Source organism: Pseudomonas cichorii, from assembly GCF_019719005.1.
GTDB classification, from domain to species: Bacteria; Pseudomonadota; Gammaproteobacteria; order Pseudomonadales; family Pseudomonadaceae; genus Aquipseudomonas; species Aquipseudomonas cichorii_E.
On the sequence record NZ_JAIGPJ010000030.1, the window covers coordinates 59,772 to 75,035 of the forward strand.

The following is a 15,264-nucleotide window of genomic DNA, read 5'->3' on the forward strand; positions in this document are numbered from 1 at the left end:
TTTTTTCTATTCCTGAGCCAGCAAGGTTTGCACGTTGGTTTCCGGCAAGCCTCCTTCAAGGCACAGCAGTGCTTCAAACTCTGTATGGGGCAGTGGCTCGCTGAACAGATAGCCTTGATAGGTGTGGCAATTCAGTTGTTCGAGAAACGCCAGTTGCTCCACGGTTTCCACCCCTTCGGCGATGACGCTGAGGTTGAGGCTGTTGGCCATGCCAACGATGGCGCGAACGATCTCGGCATCATTGGCGTCTGTAGCGGCCTCATGCACGAACGACTGATCGATCTTCAGGACATCTACCGGCAGCCGCTTGAGGTAGGTCAGCGATGAATAGCCAGTGCCGAAATCATCCATGGCAAAGCTGACGCCGATCTTTTTCAGGCGCAGCATCTTGGCGATGGTGTCGTCCAGGTTCTCGATGACAATGCCTTCGGTGATTTCCAGCTTGAGCATGGTGGGTGGCAGGCGATGACGCTTCAGGCAGCTTTCCACTTGCTCGACGAAGTCAGTCTGGCGGAACTGGCGCGGGCTGATATTCACGGCCAGTAAAAAATCGTTCAACGGCAGCAGGCCTTGTTGCAATAACCTGCCTCCCACTTTGCAGGCTTCTTCAAGGGCCCAGCCGCCAACTTCCAGAATCATCCCGCTTTCTTCGAGAATCTGAATGAACTGCGTAGGTGCCAGCAGGCCGTAATCGGGATGCTGCCAGCGCAGCAGGGCTTCTGCACCAATGATCCTGTCGCTCTGAGTGTTGACCTGAGCCTGGTAGTACAAGTGCAGTTCGTTGCGCGTCAGGGCCATGCGCAGGTCGTTTTCCATGCGCAGGCGCTGGCTGGCGGCTTTCTGCATGGAGCGATGGAACAGCTGTGCGGCATTGCGCCCCGAGTCCTTGGCGCGATACAGCGCAATATCGGCGCGCTTGAGGATGTCGGCGGGGTTCGAGCCGTGATCGGGGATCAGGGCAATACCGATGCTCGGTGTCACTTGCAGGCGTTGCCGGTCAATGAACATGGGTTCTGCCAGCAATTTGCGCAGGTTGTCGGCCAGTTCCTGTACCTGAGTGGCGACTTCATGCCGCGAACCTTCAAGGCCGCCAATCAGCACCACAAACTCATCGCCACCCAGGCGCGCAACGGTATCTTCAAGACGCACGCTGGCTTCAAGGCGGGCGGTCACGATGGTCAACACGCAGTCGCCCATCGGATGGCCCAGGGAGTCATTGATGTGCTTGAAGTGGTCCAGGTCCAGAAACAGCAGGGCGCCGCGCAGGTTGTCCTGCTTGAGCTGGGTGAGTTGCTGGCTGAGCCTTTCCATCAGCATGGCGCGGTTGGGAAGGTTGGTCAGCGGGTCGTGATAGGCCAGGTGCTGGACCTGAGCCTGAGCGTATTTCAACTGGCTGATGTCCCGTGCCGTCACCAGCAGGCAAGCGGTTGCATCCAGCGTGATGCATTCGGCCGACACATCGAGAACGAGAGGGGTGCCATTCTTGTGACGCCCGTTCATTTCCAGGTGGTGGATCTGACCTGTATCACGCAACTGGCCGATCAGTTGCTGGAGTTGATCCGGTTCTACCCAGAGCCCGGCCTCATAGGCGGTACGCCCCAATACTTCCTGGCTGGTAAAGCCGGTAAGGCGGCAGAAACCGTCATTGACCTCTACATAGTGGCCGGATTCCAGTTCGGTAATGGTGATCGAGTCCGGGCTTGAGTGAAACGCTTTGGCGAATTTCTCTTCGCTGGCCAATAGCGCCGAGCGTGCATGCTGTTGGGTGATATCCAGCAGAGTGCCGGATAACTTGAGGGGCGCGCCGTTTTCATCCCGATACAGACGGGCGCGGCCTTCCAGCAGGCGGGGCGCGCCATTTTTCAGTTGCAGCCGGTAAGTGATCTGGAAGCTGTCGTCCTGGCTGTCGAGCATGGCGTTGTAGGCCTGGCGCATGCGGTTGCGCTCTTCGGCAGGAACGTCAGTGAAAAAGATATGCAGGGTGTCGTTGAATGGCTGTGACGGCATTCCGTGCAATTGGGCTGCCTGCACCGATGCATGCAGGGTGTCGCTGGGAATGTGCCAGTCCCAGGTTCCCATTTGCGCAGCACCCAGAGCCATCTCCAGACGGTCGCGCAGTTCCTTGAGCGTTTGTTCCGCACTGATGTGCGGCAGGGAAGAGCTATCTGCTGGGATGGACATGTGATCACGAGCCTTTAATGAATAAAGCCAGTAAAACGATCGAGTTACATTACGTAACCCATATATCAGGGTTACGGTGTTCTGTCTTGGAAATAAACGGCCGGTCGTCAGGCCTGTGCATCGAGGAGCGCCATGAACGCCTTGGCGGCATTGGAGAGCGTCCGCTCTGTGTGCAGGATGTAGCCTAGCTGGCGATTGAGTTGTACGCCCGGTAATGGAATGCGCGCCACCTGTTCGTCGAGCATGGTGCGTGGCAGTACGCTCCAGGCCAGCCCGATGGACACCATCATTTTGATGGTTTCCATATAGTTGGTGCTCATGGCGATATTGGGCTTGAGGCCCTGGGCTTCACAGAGGCCGCTGACGATGTGATGGGTAAAGGTGTTGCTGCCGGGAAAGACGGCCGGGTAGCGCACGATGTCCTCAAGCTTCATCGGGCCGCTGTTGGTCAGCGGGTGTTCCGGGGCTGCGACGAAATCCAGAGGGTCATCCCAGACCGGCACGGCGCGTACCAGCGAGTGAGGATGAGGCGCGAGGGTAATGACCGCCAGTTCTGCGCGGCCATGGAGGATTTCTTCATACGCCACTTCCGAATCCAGAAACTGAATATCCAGTGCCACTTCAGGATAGGCGCGGGTGAACTCCCTTAATAAAGGCGGCAAGCGGTGCAGGCCGATGTGATGACTGGTGGCCAGCGTCAGGCGGCCGGTCACCTCGCCGGTGAGGTTGGTCAGCGCCCGGCGAGTGTCATCCAGCACATTGAGAATCTGGTAGGCGCGGGGCAGCAGGGCGCGGCCAGCCTCGGTCAGGCTGACTTCCCGGCCCAGGCGATCGAACAGCCGGACATTCAATTGTTGCTCAAGGCCTGCGATGCGTTTGCTGATTGCAGGCTGGGTCAGATGCAGTTGTTCGCCGGCTCCCGAGAAGCTGCCGGTTTCAGCAATCGCGATAAAAGCATTGAGATTGGCAAGGTCCATGGTCGGATTCCAATTGGTTATCCAAAGCATAAAAATTATGAATTTGAGTTATTTAAGCATATTCCATAGCATTGTCCGCACAAGCCAAGGGGTCATCGATTTCCGATTGCCCAAGGCATAGAAAGAAAGCTGATGAGGAAGTACGTCCGATGGCCGGCAAAACGCTCTACGATAAGCTCTGGGATTCGCATTTGGTCAAACAGCGCGACGATGGTTCGGCGCTGATCTACATCGACCGCCATATCATCCATGAAGTGACCTCGCCGCAGGCCTTTGAAGGTCTGCGCCTGGCCGGGCGCAAACCATGGCGCATCGACTCCATCATTGCGACCCCGGACCATAACGTTCCGACCACCGCTGAGCGCAAGGGCGGTATCGGTGCCATCGAAGACGAAGTTTCGCGTCTGCAGGTCCAGACCCTGGACGACAACTGCGACGAATACGGCATCACTGAATTCAAGATGAACGACCCGCGTCAGGGAATTGTTCACGTGGTCGGCCCGGAGCAGGGCGCTACCTTGCCGGGTATGAGCGTCGTCTGTGGCGACTCCCACACCTCGACCCACGGTGCATTCGGTGCGCTGGCCCACGGTATCGGCACTTCCGAGGTCGAGCACGTGCTTGCGACCCAGTGTCTGGTCGCCAAGAAAATGAAAAACATGCTGGTGTCGGTCGAAGGCCAGTTGCCGCCAGGTGTCACTGCCAAGGACATCGTGCTCGCCGTCATCGGCAAGATCGGTACAGCGGGCGGTAACGGTTACGCCATCGAGTTCGCCGGCAGCGCGATTCGCGACCTGTCCATCGAAGGCCGCATGACCATCTGCAACATGTCCATCGAAGCGGGCGCTCGCGTCGGCATGGTGGCCACCGACGAGAAGACCGTCGAATACGTCAAGGGTCGTCCGTTCTCGCCCAAGGGCGCGGAGTGGGATCTGGCTGTCGAGGCCTGGAAAGACCTGGTTTCCGACCCGGATGCGGTGTTTGACACCGTGGTCAAGCTGGACGCTGCGCAGATCAAGCCGCAGGTCAGCTGGGGTACTTCCCCTGAAATGGTACTGGCCGTCGATCAGAACGTGCCCGATCCGGCTCAGGAAGCCGATCTGGTCAAGCGCGGCTCCATCGAGCGTGCCTTGAAGTACATGGGCCTGAAAGCCAACCAGCCGATCACCGATATCCAGCTGGATCGCGTGTTCATCGGTTCCTGCACCAACTCGCGCATCGAAGACCTGCGCGCCGCTGCCGATGTCGCCAAGGGCCGCAAGGTCGCAGCGACCGTCAAGCAGGCCATCGTGGTTCCGGGTTCGGGGCTGATCAAGGAACAGGCCGAGAAGGAAGGTCTGGACAAGATCTTCATCGAAGCCGGTTTTGAATGGCGTGAGCCGGGTTGCTCGATGTGTCTGGCCATGAACCCGGACCGTTTGGGTTCCGGCGAGCATTGCGCCTCCACCTCGAACCGTAACTTCGAGGGTCGTCAGGGTGCCGGTGGTCGTACTCACCTGGTCAGCCCGGCGATGGCGGCAGCGGCAGCGGTCAACGGTCGTTTCATCGATGTCCGTGACTTGATCCAGCACTAAGGAGCCCAGCATGAAAGCGTTTACCCAGCACAACGGCCTTGTCGCTCCTCTGGATCGTGCCAACGTCGACACCGACCAGATCATCCCGAAGCAGTTTCTCAAGTCGATCAAGCGCACGGGTTTTGGCCCGAACCTGTTCGATGAGTGGCGTTACCTGGATGTGGGCCAACCTTATCAGGACAACTCCAAGCGTCCGTTGAACACCGATTTCGTGCTCAACCATGCCCGTTATCAAGGTGCCAGCGTGCTGCTGGCCCGCGAGAACTTCGGCTGCGGCTCCAGCCGTGAGCACGCGCCATGGGCGCTGGAAGAATATGGCTTCTGCGCAATCATCGCGCCGAGCTATGCCGACATCTTCTTCAACAACAGCTTCAAGAACGGCCTGCTGCCGATCATTCTGGCTGAAGACGAAGTCGATCAACTGTTCCAGCAGGTTGAAGCCAGCGAGGGTTATCAGCTGAGCATCGACCTCCAGGCGCAAACCGTGACCCGTCCTGACGGCAAGGTTCTGAGCTTCGAGATCGACGCCTTTCGCAAACACTGCCTGCTCAACGGTCTGGACGATATCGGCCTGACCCTGGTGGACAGCGATGCCATCGCCGCTTTCGAGAGCAAGCACCGCGCCAGCCAGCCGTGGTTGTTTCGTGGCTGATATTTGATCGCGAATGAATTCGCTCCCACACACCTTGTAGGAGCGAATTCATTCGCGAAAAGCCCCAGCAGGAGTCTCGACATGACACATGCCGCCCACACTCAAGTCGTCCAGCGCCAGTTCGGTGAACAGGCCTCAGCCTATCTGAGCAGCGCGGTACATGCTCAAGGTGCCGAGTTCGCGCTGCTACAGGCTGAAGTGGCAGGGCACAGCAACGCCCGAGTGCTGGATCTGGGCTGTGGCGCAGGCCATGTCAGTTTCAATGTCGCCCCCGCTGTTGGCGAAGTGGTAGCTTACGACCTCTCGCAGCAGATGCTGGACGTGGTAAGTGCCGCCGCTGCCGATAAAGGGTTGAACAACATACGCACTGTTCAAGGTGCGGCTGAACGCCTGCCATTCGAGGATGGCGAGTTCGACTTTGTGTTCAGCCGTTACTCGGCCCATCACTGGGGTGACCTGGCACTGGCTCTGCGTGAAGTGCGACGGGTTTTGAAACCGGGTGGCGTGGCAGCGTTCGTTGATGTCATGTCGCCGGGCAGTCCGTTGCTCGACACTTACCTGCAAGCGGTTGAAGTACTGCGCGATACAAGTCACGTGCGCGATTATTCTGCTGCCGAGTGGCTGCATCAGGTCAGCGATGCTGGTTTGTTCACCCGCAGTTTTGCGCGCCAGCGTCTGCGTCTTGAGTTCAACTCGTGGGTTGAGCGCATGCGCACGCCGCAAGCGTTGCGTTTTGCGATTCGCGAGTTGCAGCAGGCAATGGGGGCAGAGGTTCGCGAGTATTTCGAGGTTGCCGAAGATGGCTCCTTCAGCACGGATGTGCTGGTGTTGTGGGCGCAGCGATAAGTTTTTTGCCGTATCAAGCGTTATATACAGGTGCTGTTCGAGGCACCGATGCACAAAATTGAGGATGTTATGAGCAAGCAGATTCTGATTCTCCCAGGTGATGGCATTGGTCCGGAAATCATGACCGAAGCGGTCAAGGTGCTGGAAGTGGCCAATGAGAAGTATCAACTGGGCTTCGAGCTGACCCACGACGTGATCGGCGGTGCCGCCATCGACAAGCATGGCGTGCCGCTGGCTGACGAAACCCTGGACCGTGCCCGTGCTGCCGATGCGGTGTTGCTGGGTGCCGTGGGTGGCCCGAAGTGGGACACGATCGAGCGTGACATTCGCCCTGAGCGCGGTCTGCTGAAGATCCGGTCGCAACTGGGTCTGTTCGGTAACCTGCGTCCGGCGATTCTTTACCCGCAACTGGCCGATGCTTCGAGCCTGAAGCCGGAAATCGTTGCTGGCCTGGACATTCTCATCGTTCGTGAGCTGACCGGCGGTATCTACTTTGGCGCGCCACGTGGCACCCGCGAGCTGGAAAACGGCGAGCGTCAGTCCTACGACACCCTGCCTTACAGCGAAAGCGAGATTCGTCGCATTGCGCGGGTCGGTTTCGACATGGCCATGGTGCGCGGCAAGAAACTGTGCTCGGTGGACAAGGCCAACGTTCTGGCTTCCAGCCAGTTGTGGCGTGAAGTGGTGGAGCAGGTCGCCAAGGACTACCCTGAAGTCGAACTGAGCCACATGTACGTCGACAACGCCGCCATGCAACTGGTACGTGCGCCCAAGCAGTTCGACGTGATCGTGACCGACAACATGTTCGGCGATATCCTTTCCGACGAAGCTTCGATGCTCACCGGTTCCATCGGCATGCTGCCGTCGGCCTCGCTGGATGCCCACAACAAGGGCATGTACGAGCCTTGCCACGGTTCGGCTCCTGATATTGCCGGTCAAGGCATTGCCAACCCGTTGGCGACCATCCTGTCGGTGTCGATGATGCTGCGTTACAGCTTCAACCTGACCGCTGCCGCTGATGCCATTGAACAGGCTGTCAGCCTGGTTCTGGATCAGGGCTTGCGTACTGGTGACATCTGGTCGGCCGGTAACGTGAAGGTCGGTACGCAGGAAATGGGCGACGCAGTAGTCGCCGCGCTGCGGAATCTGTAATCTCTCTGGCCCGCTGCTCGCTGTGCATGACACATGTGCGGCAGCGGTCCCACTTTTATTCAAGGTGTAGTTGCGATGAAACGTGTAGGTCTGATCGGTTGGCGTGGCATGGTTGGCTCCGTGCTCATGCAGCGGATGCGGGAAGAGCAGGACTTCGATCTCATTGAGCCGGTGTTCTTCACTACCTCCAATGTCGGTGGCCAGGCTCCGTCGGTAGGCAAGGATGTTGCGCCTCTGAAGGATGCCTACAGCATCGAAGAACTGAAAACCCTCGACGTGGTTCTGACCTGCCAGGGCGGCGACTACACCAATGAGGTGTTCCCGAAGCTGCGTGAAGCCGGTTGGCAGGGCTACTGGATCGACGCGGCCTCCAGCCTGCGCATGCAGGACGATGCCGTGATCGTGCTGGACCCGGTGAACCGCAAGGTCATCGACCAGCAGCTGGACGCGGGCACCAAGAACTACATCGGCGGCAACTGCACCGTCAGCCTGATGCTGATGGGCCTGGGCGGTCTGTTCGAGGCCGGGCTGGTGGAGTGGATGAACGCCATGACGTATCAGGCGGCATCCGGTGCCGGCGCGCAGAACATGCGTGAGCTGATCAAGCAGATGGGCACTGTCCATTCGTCGGTCGCCGATGACCTGGCCAACCCGGCCAGCGCCATCCTCGACATCGACCGCAAGGTTGCTGAAGCCATGCGCGGCGAGGCTTTCCCGACCGAGAACTTCGGTGTGCCACTGGCAGGCAGCCTGATCCCCTGGATCGACAAGGAATTGCCGAACGGCCAGAGCCGCGAAGAGTGGAAAGGCCAGGCCGAAACCAACAAGATTCTGGGTCGCTTCAAGAGCCCGATTCCGGTGGACGGCATCTGCGTGCGTATCGGTGCCATGCGCTGCCACAGCCAGGCTCTGACCATCAAGCTGAACAAGGATGTGCCGATTGCGGACATCGAAGGTTTGATCAGCCAGCACAACCCTTGGGTCAAGCTGGTCCCGAACCATCGCGAAGACAGCATCCGCGAGCTTAGCCCGACTGCTGTAACCGGCACCATGAGCGTTCCGGTGGGTCGTCTGCGCAAGCTGAACATGGGTTCGCAATACCTGGGCGCTTTCACCGTAGGCGACCAGTTGCTGTGGGGCGCGGCCGAGCCGTTGCGTCGCATGCTGCGGATTCTGCTGGAGCGTTGATTCGCTGAAGCCGTCAAAAAAACGCCCCTTTTCAGGGGCGTTTTTTATGGCTGCGATTCAGGGTGCCGTTTCCTGGTGCTGCGCTCGGGGCCCCGCAATGCCGGTGGCTTTGCGACCCCAGACCTTGCCCAGCTCAATGCCCGGCAGTTCGATGTAGCGATGCGTCAGTACCGACAGCAGCAACACCATACCGACGCTGACCGTAATGATCAGATTGTCCAGCAGCATGCTTTGGGTATGGATGTAGCGCAGGGCAACGCCGGGAATTTCGCTTGGCAGGTCGATCAACAGCTCCTGCCCGGTGATCTTGCCGAACAGCATCAGGCTCGTTGTCACGAAGAACAGTACGATGGTGTGCGTCATATAGATCGAAAAGGACAGGGTGCCTGCCCACTTGAGCGGCCGGGCACACAGCCCTCTCGAAATCCCGCCTGCCTCGAAGGCAAACAGTCCGATCACCGCGCAGAACAACAGGCTCAGGGAAATATTCTGTGAGGGGCCGCTGTAGGTGATCGCCATATAGACCGTCAGCAGGGCCAGTGCCTCCAGCAGTGTTGCCCAGCCTTTATGGAACTCAAACCCTTTGAATCGCGCATACAGCCGATAAGTCATGACTCCGCTGAAGAAGCACGCCAGGCCTGTCAGGGCGCCTTCGTTGAAGACTGTGTCCTTGAAGTACAGCGCGACGAAGGCCAGGACAGCGATGGCCGCGAATATCTGTCGCGACCTTCCGGGCAGCCCGACGGCAATCAAGGCGAAGAGCAGGTACAGATAGAACTCGACGCTGATGCTCCAGGACGGGAAGTTGAATGACAAGTGGTTGAAACCAGGCCACCAGGATTGCAGCAGCAACAGATTGGGCAGGATTTCGTCGGCAGCCCGTGGGCCGGTAAAGCTGCCCGCCGCAAAAAGGATGCCCTGATGTTCGGCGGCCAGCTTCAGGAACTCGAACAGCAAGGCCGCCAGCAGGGTCGCCAGGTGCAGCGGGTACAGGCGACAGACCCGCGCAATTGCAAAGCGCTTTAGCTGGGCCGCACTGCCCAGTCGGTCGGCGTAGATGTGATAGAGCACAAAGCCGCTGAGCACGAAGAAAAAATTCACCAGGTAATTGGCGTGCTTGAAAAACGCCAGTTCAGTGACGCTTTGCGTTGCATGAAAGTGATGCAGCACCACCGCAAGGGCACAAAGCCCGCGAAAGCTGTCGAGCACGAGAAATCGCTTCATGGCGTCGAATTCCTTAAAGGGAGATGAGGTTGCAAACGGCGCAGGAGGGTGGGGCTGGGGGAGGAGGAAGCGAAAGGTCGGGCACGTTACCACTGCGGCAAAGCTGCCGAGCGGGCTCTTGGTTCGATGGATTGCGAAAGACTTATCAAAGGTAGCCCATTCCTGAGTGAGGCATTGCGTTAATTAATCCCTATATATGGGATTGTTAATTACATATTGAGATTTTTTGCTCGATGGGTTTATAGTCCGCCTCGCACTCACTTTTAAAAAAACAACAGGTGAAGCGATGGTGGCGCAATTGATCGCGCTCGATTGGGGTACAACCTCACTTCGTGCTTATCGACTTGGCGAACACGGCCAGGTCCTGGAACAACGCTCCTTGAGCGCAGGCATCATGCAATTGCCGGATGCGCCGCGGCTGATTGCTGGCACTTTGTGCAGCGATGGCTTTGAACTGGCTTTCGATCAGGCCTGTGGTGACTGGCTCGATGCACAACCGGATTTGCCGGTGATTGCCTGTGGCATGGTGGGTAGCGCCCAGGGCTGGCGCGAAGCTGTGTACCGCGAAACTCCGGCCAGCGTCAGTGAGCTGAGCGCAGGTCTGCAAAGCGTGCGCAGCCTGCGGGGCGTCGATATCCATATCATTCCGGGCGTCTTGCAGCGCTCGACCCTGCCCAATGTGATGCGCGGCGAAGAAACCCAAGTGCTTGGTGTACTGGCTTCCCTCGACGAGTCGGCGACCCGTCGGCCACTGTTGATCGGCCTTCCCGGTAGCCACTCCAAATGGGTGCATGTGGTGGAAGGCTGCATTGTCCATTTCGATACCTTCATGACCGGCGAGGTGTTCGCCGCCTTGTGCGGGCACACCATCCTTGGTCGCACCATGCGCCCCGGCGAAACCTTCGATACCCATGCTTTTGATCGCGGGCTGTCCATTGCCCTGTCGTCCGAGGGAGCATCGGGCCTGTTGTCGACCATTTTCAGTTCCCGGACCCTGGGGCTGACCGGCCAGCTCGATGCCAGTGCCCAGCCTGACTATCTGTCCGGTCTGCTCATCGGCCATGAACTGGAGGCCCTTAAACGAATCCAGCAAAAAACGCTGAAGCCACTGCCTGCCGTGATTCTGATCGGTAGCGAGTCGCTTTGTGCGCGTTACACACGTGGCCTTGCGGCATGCGGTTTCGATCAGGTGACGACGGCCGCACAGGCGACCGAGCGAGGCCTGTGGCAGGTGGCCGTTCAGGCTGGCCTGATCGCGTCCGGGCCTTCAACAGATTCCCATGAGGTGTGAAATGCTCAAGCAAGCTCTGCAGGAAAACGGACTGGTCGCGATTCTGCGCGGCCTGCGCCCCGAAGAGGCTCCGGCCATTGGTGAGGTCTTGTATCAGGCCGGTTTCCGGGTGATCGAGGTGCCCCTCAACTCGCCCCAGCCTTACGACAGCATCACGCTGTTACGCCAGTACCTGCCTGCCGACTGCCTGATCGGTGCCGGAACCGTACTGACGCCAGAGCAGGTCGATCAGGTCAAGGAAGCGGGTGGTCAGCTTATCGTCATGCCCCACAGCGACCCCAAGGTCTTGCGCGCCGCCAAGGCTGCCGGATTGTTCCTGTCGCCGGGCGTTGCCACGCCGACCGAAGCCTTTGCTGCCTTGGCTGAAGGTGCCGATGTACTCAAGCTGTTCCCCGCCGAGCAGATGTCGCCTGCGGTGGTCAAGGCCTGGCTGGCGGTGCTGCCCGCTGGCACGGTGCTGCTGCCGGTGGGCGGCATCACGCCGCAGAACATGAAGGACTTCCTCGATGCCGGCGTCAAAGGCTTTGGCCTGGGTTCCGGGCTGTTCAAGCCAGGCATGAGCGTGGCGGATGTCGAGCAGCGCGCCAAGGCTTATGTCAGCGCCTGGCGCGAACTGACTTCCAACTGACCGGCGCATCCAGCGCTTCTTCCCATACCTATAAGAGACATTGCACACATGAAAATCACCAAGCTTACGACCTTTATCGTTCCGCCACGCTGGTGCTTTCTGAAAGTCGAAACCGATGACGGTATCGTCGGCTGGGGCGAGCCGGTTGTCGAAGGTCGCGCCCATACCGTCGCTGCTGCGGTGGAGGAGCTTTCCGATTACCTGATCGGCAAGGACCCGCGCAATATCGAGGACATCTGGACGGTGCTGTATCGCGGCGGCTTCTATCGCGGCGGCGCGGTACACATGAGTGCGCTGGCCGGTATCGACCAGGCGCTGTGGGATATCAAGGGCAAGGCCCTGGGTGTTTCGGTCAGCGATCTGCTGGGCGGTCAGGTGCGGGACAAGATCCGCGTCTACTCATGGATCGGCGGCGACCGGCCAGCCGATACCGCCCGTGCTGCCAAGGAAGCGGTGGGGCGTGGATTTACAGCCGTGAAAATGAACGGCACCGAAGAGCTGCAGTTTCTCGACACCTTCGACAAGGTCGATCTGGCTCTGGCCAACGTGGCGGCGGTACGCGACGCGGTCGGGCCGAATGTCGGCATTGGCGTGGACTTCCATGGCCGGGTTCACAAGCCCATGGCCAAGGTGCTGATGAAAGAGCTGGACCCCTTCAAGCTGATGTTCATTGAAGAGCCGGTGCTCAGCGAGAACTACGAAGCGCTCAAGGAGCTGGCACCACTGACTAGCACGCCGATTGCCCTGGGTGAGCGGCTGTTCTCGCGCTGGGACTTCAAGCGGGTTTTGAGTGAAGGCTACGTCGATATCATCCAGCCGGATGCCTCTCACGCAGGCGGCATTACCGAAACCCGCAAGATCGCCAATATGGCCGAAGCCTATGATGTGGCGCTGGCGCTGCATTGCCCGCTGGGGCCGATTGCGCTGGCGGCTTGTCTGCAACTGGATGCGGTTTGTTACAACGCGTTCATTCAAGAGCAGAGCCTGGGCATTCACTACAACGAAAGCAATGACCTGCTGGATTACGTGAAGCACCCCGAAGTGTTCGATTACGACAAGGGCATGGTGAAGATCCCCAACGGTCCGGGCCTGGGCATCGAGATCAATGAAGAGTACGTCAAGGAGCGTGCTGCCATCGGCCATCGCTGGCGCAACCCGATCTGGCGTCATGCCGACGGCAGTTTTGCCGAGTGGTGATGGAGATCTGAATGATCGTGCAGCCCTCGGCCGCTGCACGATCAGGCATTGCAGAACGCAGTCCTCACATAAATCCAACAAGGGGCAATCTTCATGCAAACCCGCACTCTCGAAGGGGCGGCGTCTTTAGTCACGCCTACTCGCAAGCGTTTCTTCATCATGGTGCTGCTGTTTATCACGGTGGTGATCAACTATCTGGACCGCAGCAACCTGTCCATCGCCGCACCGGCCCTGACCAGCGAGCTGGGCATCGACCCGGTTCATGTCGGCCTGATCTTCTCGGCTTTCGGCTGGACCTACGCGGCCATGCAGCTTCCTGGCGGCTGGCTGGTGGACCGGGTTCCGCCGCGCATCCTCTACACCGCCGCGTTGCTGCTATGGTCGATTGCTACCGTCATGCTGGGCTTTGCCGCGAGTTTCATTGCGCTGTTCGTGCTGCGCATGGCCGTGGGTGCGCTGGAAGCGCCTGCCTACCCGATCAACAGTCGCGTGGTCACCACCTGGTTTCCCGAGCGTGAGCGGGCGACGGCCATCGGTTTCTATACGTCCGGGCAGTTTGTCGGCCTGGCGTTCCTGACGCCGGTACTGGCCTGGCTGCAGGCGCATTACGGCTGGCATATGGTGTTTGTCGCCACCGGTGGCGTCGGCATACTCTGGGCCGTGATCTGGTATGCGGTGTATCGCGAGCCGCGTGATTTCAAAGGCATCAACAAGGAAGAGATCGACCTGATCCGCGAAGGTGGCGGGTTGGTGGATATCCAGGTCGATACCGAAAAGCAGAAGCGTGGCTTCAGTTGGAAGGACCTGGGTGTTGTGCTGAGCCAGCGCAAGCTGTGGGGCATTTATCTGGGGCAGTTCTGCCTCAATTCGACCCTCTGGTTCTTCCTGACCTGGTTCCCCACCTATCTGGTCAAGTACCGCGGCATGGACTTCATCAAGTCCGGGCTGCTGGCGTCGTTGCCGTTTCTGGCGGCCTTTGTCGGCGTGCTCTGCTCGGGGTTCTTCTCGGACTGGCTGATCCGTCGCGGTCATAGTGTTGGTCTGGCGCGCAAGCTGCCAATCATTGCCGGTCTGCTGATTTCCACCTCGATCATCGGTGCCAACTACGTGGAATCCACGCCGCTGGTGATTGCGTTCCTGGCGCTGGCGTTCTTCGGCAATGGCCTGGCGTCGATCACCTGGTCGCTGGTGTCGACACTGGCGCCGGCTCGTCTGCTGGGGCTGACCGGTGGCACCTTCAACTTTATCGGTAACCTGGCGGCGATTGCCACGCCCATCGTGATCGGCTTCCTGGCGTCGGGTGATTCCTTTGCGCCTGCCATCACCTACATCGCCGTGCTGGCGCTGATTGGCGCGCTGTCTTACATCCTGCTGGTGGGCAAGGTGGAACGCATCGAGTTGTGATGGTTGGCATGCAGAAGGGCTGGCGACGATAATGCCGCCAGCTTTCCGATCTGATAAGGGCTGATATGCACAATGATCCACTCTCGCCCGTGAACGCCACGGGCAAGGACTCTGCGCCGACCGGTACCCAGACCCTGTTGCGTGGTCTGGCCGTGGTGCAGGCCGTGGCCAGTGGTGCCCGTGACCTGAAAGCGATTTCCAGCCTGATCGGCACCACCCGCAGCACGACCCATCGACTGGTCAGTTGCCTGGTGGATGAGCGTTATCTGCGGGTTTTGCCTCAGGTGGGTTATCTGTTGGGGCCCAAGTTGATCGAACTGGGTTTCCAGGCTCGTGAAGAAGTGCCACTGGCCATTCTGGCCCGGCCTTATCTGGATGAACTGTCGGAACTGACCGGCGATACCGTGCATCTGGCGATTCGCGACGGGAACGAGGTGCTTTACCTGCACAAGAACCCGGGTCGCAACGGGCCTGAAATGCGTTCCCGTGTAGGGCATCGCATGCCACTGGTGCGCACGGGTATCGGCAAGGCATTGTTGTTGGACAGTCAGGAGTCGGAGTGGCAAAGGCTGTATGAAATCAGCCTGCCGGTTGCAGGAAAGAACCCACAATGGCCGACACACGAGCAGCAGACCTGGGAGCAGTTGCGCCAGCGCAGGCAAGAATACGTGCAGGGCGGTTATGCGTTCGACCTGGAAGACAACGAACCGTCGATTCGCTGTGTGGCTGCACCGGTTCGTGATGCGGGCAAGCAGATTGTCGCGGCTATCAGTATTGCCAGTACCGTACCGTATATGCCGCTTGAGAAGATGACTGACTTGGTGCCCGTTATCAAACAAGCGGCGGCAAGGCTTTCGGCGGAATTAGGTGGCTAACGGCGTAATCAGATGGACTCGCCCCCGCCGAGGCGTCTATGCGCCACGGTGGCATCCTATAGATGTCAACGACAG

At 59.2% G+C, this 15,264-nt stretch carries 13 protein-coding genes; 10 read left to right on the plus strand and 3 right to left on the minus strand.

Annotation, left to right across the window (positions count from 1 at the left end):
• Window positions 1-6 precede the first annotated feature (6 nt).
• Together K5D32_RS19580 and K5D32_RS19585 are read right to left on the minus strand one after the other, a co-directional pair.
• Window positions 7-2,181, minus strand: a complete 2,175-nt coding sequence (locus tag K5D32_RS19580) for a bifunctional diguanylate cyclase/phosphodiesterase (RefSeq protein ID WP_221575993.1) — start codon at window positions 2,179-2,181, stop codon at window positions 7-9.
• A 107-nt stretch (window positions 2,182-2,288) separates the two neighbouring features.
• Window positions 2,289-3,158, minus strand: a complete 870-nt coding sequence (locus K5D32_RS19585; protein ID WP_025260660.1) for a LysR family transcriptional regulator — start codon at window positions 3,156-3,158, stop codon at window positions 2,289-2,291.
• 149 nt (window positions 3,159-3,307) lie between these two features.
• On the opposite strand from K5D32_RS19585, the gene leuC reads away from it, so the two are divergent.
• The 5 genes from leuC (at window position 3,308) to asd (ending at window position 8,570) form a co-directional block, all read left to right on the plus strand.
• Window positions 3,308-4,732, plus strand: coding sequence for a 3-isopropylmalate dehydratase large subunit (gene leuC, locus K5D32_RS19590; protein ID WP_221540859.1), 1,425 nt, complete (start codon window positions 3,308-3,310; stop codon window positions 4,730-4,732).
• Between the two features lie 10 nt (window positions 4,733-4,742).
• The gene (gene leuD / locus K5D32_RS19595) at window positions 4,743-5,384 is read left to right on the plus strand and encodes a 3-isopropylmalate dehydratase small subunit (protein WP_221575991.1); all 642 of its coding nucleotides are present in this window, start codon (window positions 4,743-4,745) and stop codon (window positions 5,382-5,384) included.
• 81 nt (window positions 5,385-5,465) lie between these two features.
• Complete coding sequence (locus K5D32_RS19600) at window positions 5,466-6,230, plus strand: class I SAM-dependent methyltransferase (RefSeq protein ID WP_221601510.1); 765 nt, start codon at window positions 5,466-5,468, stop codon at window positions 6,228-6,230.
• 69 nt (window positions 6,231-6,299) lie between these two features.
• The gene (gene leuB / locus K5D32_RS19605) at window positions 6,300-7,382 is read left to right on the plus strand and encodes a 3-isopropylmalate dehydrogenase (protein ID WP_095066920.1); all 1,083 of its coding nucleotides are present in this window, start codon (window positions 6,300-6,302) and stop codon (window positions 7,380-7,382) included.
• A 75-nt stretch (window positions 7,383-7,457) separates the two neighbouring features.
• Window positions 7,458-8,570 carry an aspartate-semialdehyde dehydrogenase gene (gene asd / locus K5D32_RS19610; protein ID WP_025260656.1) on the plus strand — a complete coding sequence of 371 codons (1,113 nt, stop codon included), beginning with the start codon at window positions 7,458-7,460 and terminating at the stop codon, window positions 8,568-8,570.
• A 57-nt stretch (window positions 8,571-8,627) separates the two neighbouring features.
• On the opposite strand, the gene K5D32_RS19615 is transcribed toward asd, so the two are convergent.
• Window positions 8,628-9,794, minus strand: a complete 1,167-nt coding sequence (locus K5D32_RS19615; protein ID WP_221601512.1) for an acyltransferase — start codon at window positions 9,792-9,794, stop codon at window positions 8,628-8,630.
• A gap of 286 nt (window positions 9,795-10,080) precedes the next feature.
• Here K5D32_RS19615 and K5D32_RS19620 point away from each other — a divergent pair, with 286 nt between their 5' ends.
• From K5D32_RS19620 to K5D32_RS19640, 5 genes are all read left to right on the plus strand, one after another.
• Window positions 10,081-11,085, plus strand: coding sequence for a 2-dehydro-3-deoxygalactonokinase (locus tag K5D32_RS19620; RefSeq protein ID WP_221601513.1), 1,005 nt, complete (start codon window positions 10,081-10,083; stop codon window positions 11,083-11,085).
• A 1-nt stretch (window position 11,086) separates the two neighbouring features.
• A complete protein-coding gene (locus K5D32_RS19625; RefSeq protein ID WP_221575985.1) occupies window positions 11,087-11,713 on the plus strand; it encodes a 2-dehydro-3-deoxy-6-phosphogalactonate aldolase in 627 nt (208 codons plus the stop codon).
• 48 nt (window positions 11,714-11,761) lie between these two features.
• Window positions 11,762-12,910 carry a galactonate dehydratase gene (gene dgoD / locus K5D32_RS19630; protein ID WP_221575984.1) on the plus strand — a complete coding sequence of 383 codons (1,149 nt, stop codon included), beginning with the start codon at window positions 11,762-11,764 and terminating at the stop codon, window positions 12,908-12,910.
• Window positions 12,911-13,003: 93 nt separating this feature from the next.
• On the plus strand, window positions 13,004-14,314 hold the full coding sequence (locus K5D32_RS19635) for an MFS transporter (protein WP_221601515.1): 1,311 nt from the start codon (window positions 13,004-13,006) through the stop codon (window positions 14,312-14,314).
• 65 nt (window positions 14,315-14,379) lie between these two features.
• Window positions 14,380-15,189: an IclR family transcriptional regulator gene (locus K5D32_RS19640; RefSeq protein WP_221601517.1), complete on the plus strand. Its 810-nt coding sequence runs from the start codon at window positions 14,380-14,382 to the stop codon at window positions 15,187-15,189.
• Window positions 15,190-15,264 lie beyond the last annotated feature (75 nt).

What these genes read in the sequence shown, in the direction of transcription:
- K5D32_RS19580 (WP_221575993.1), bottom strand. Translation starts at nt 2,181, where the DNA reads ATGTCCATCCCAGCAGATAGCTCTTCCCTGCCGCACATCAGTGCGGAA.
- K5D32_RS19585 (WP_025260660.1), bottom strand. Translation starts at nt 3,158, where the DNA reads ATGGACCTTGCCAATCTCAATGCTTTTATCGCGATTGCTGAAACCGGC.
- leuC (WP_221540859.1), top strand. Translation starts at nt 3,308, where the DNA reads ATGGCCGGCAAAACGCTCTACGATAAGCTCTGGGATTCGCATTTGGTC.
- leuD (WP_221575991.1), top strand. Translation starts at nt 4,743, where the DNA reads ATGAAAGCGTTTACCCAGCACAACGGCCTTGTCGCTCCTCTGGATCGT.
- K5D32_RS19600 (WP_221601510.1), top strand. Translation starts at nt 5,466, where the DNA reads ATGACACATGCCGCCCACACTCAAGTCGTCCAGCGCCAGTTCGGTGAA.
- leuB (WP_095066920.1), top strand. Translation starts at nt 6,300, where the DNA reads ATGAGCAAGCAGATTCTGATTCTCCCAGGTGATGGCATTGGTCCGGAA.
- asd (WP_025260656.1), top strand. Translation starts at nt 7,458, where the DNA reads ATGAAACGTGTAGGTCTGATCGGTTGGCGTGGCATGGTTGGCTCCGTG.
- K5D32_RS19615 (WP_221601512.1), bottom strand. Translation starts at nt 9,794, where the DNA reads ATGAAGCGATTTCTCGTGCTCGACAGCTTTCGCGGGCTTTGTGCCCTT.
- K5D32_RS19620 (WP_221601513.1), top strand. Translation starts at nt 10,081, where the DNA reads ATGGTGGCGCAATTGATCGCGCTCGATTGGGGTACAACCTCACTTCGT.
- K5D32_RS19625 (WP_221575985.1), top strand. Translation starts at nt 11,087, where the DNA reads ATGCTCAAGCAAGCTCTGCAGGAAAACGGACTGGTCGCGATTCTGCGC.
- dgoD (WP_221575984.1), top strand. Translation starts at nt 11,762, where the DNA reads ATGAAAATCACCAAGCTTACGACCTTTATCGTTCCGCCACGCTGGTGC.
- K5D32_RS19635 (WP_221601515.1), top strand. Translation starts at nt 13,004, where the DNA reads ATGCAAACCCGCACTCTCGAAGGGGCGGCGTCTTTAGTCACGCCTACT.
- K5D32_RS19640 (WP_221601517.1), top strand. Translation starts at nt 14,380, where the DNA reads ATGCACAATGATCCACTCTCGCCCGTGAACGCCACGGGCAAGGACTCT.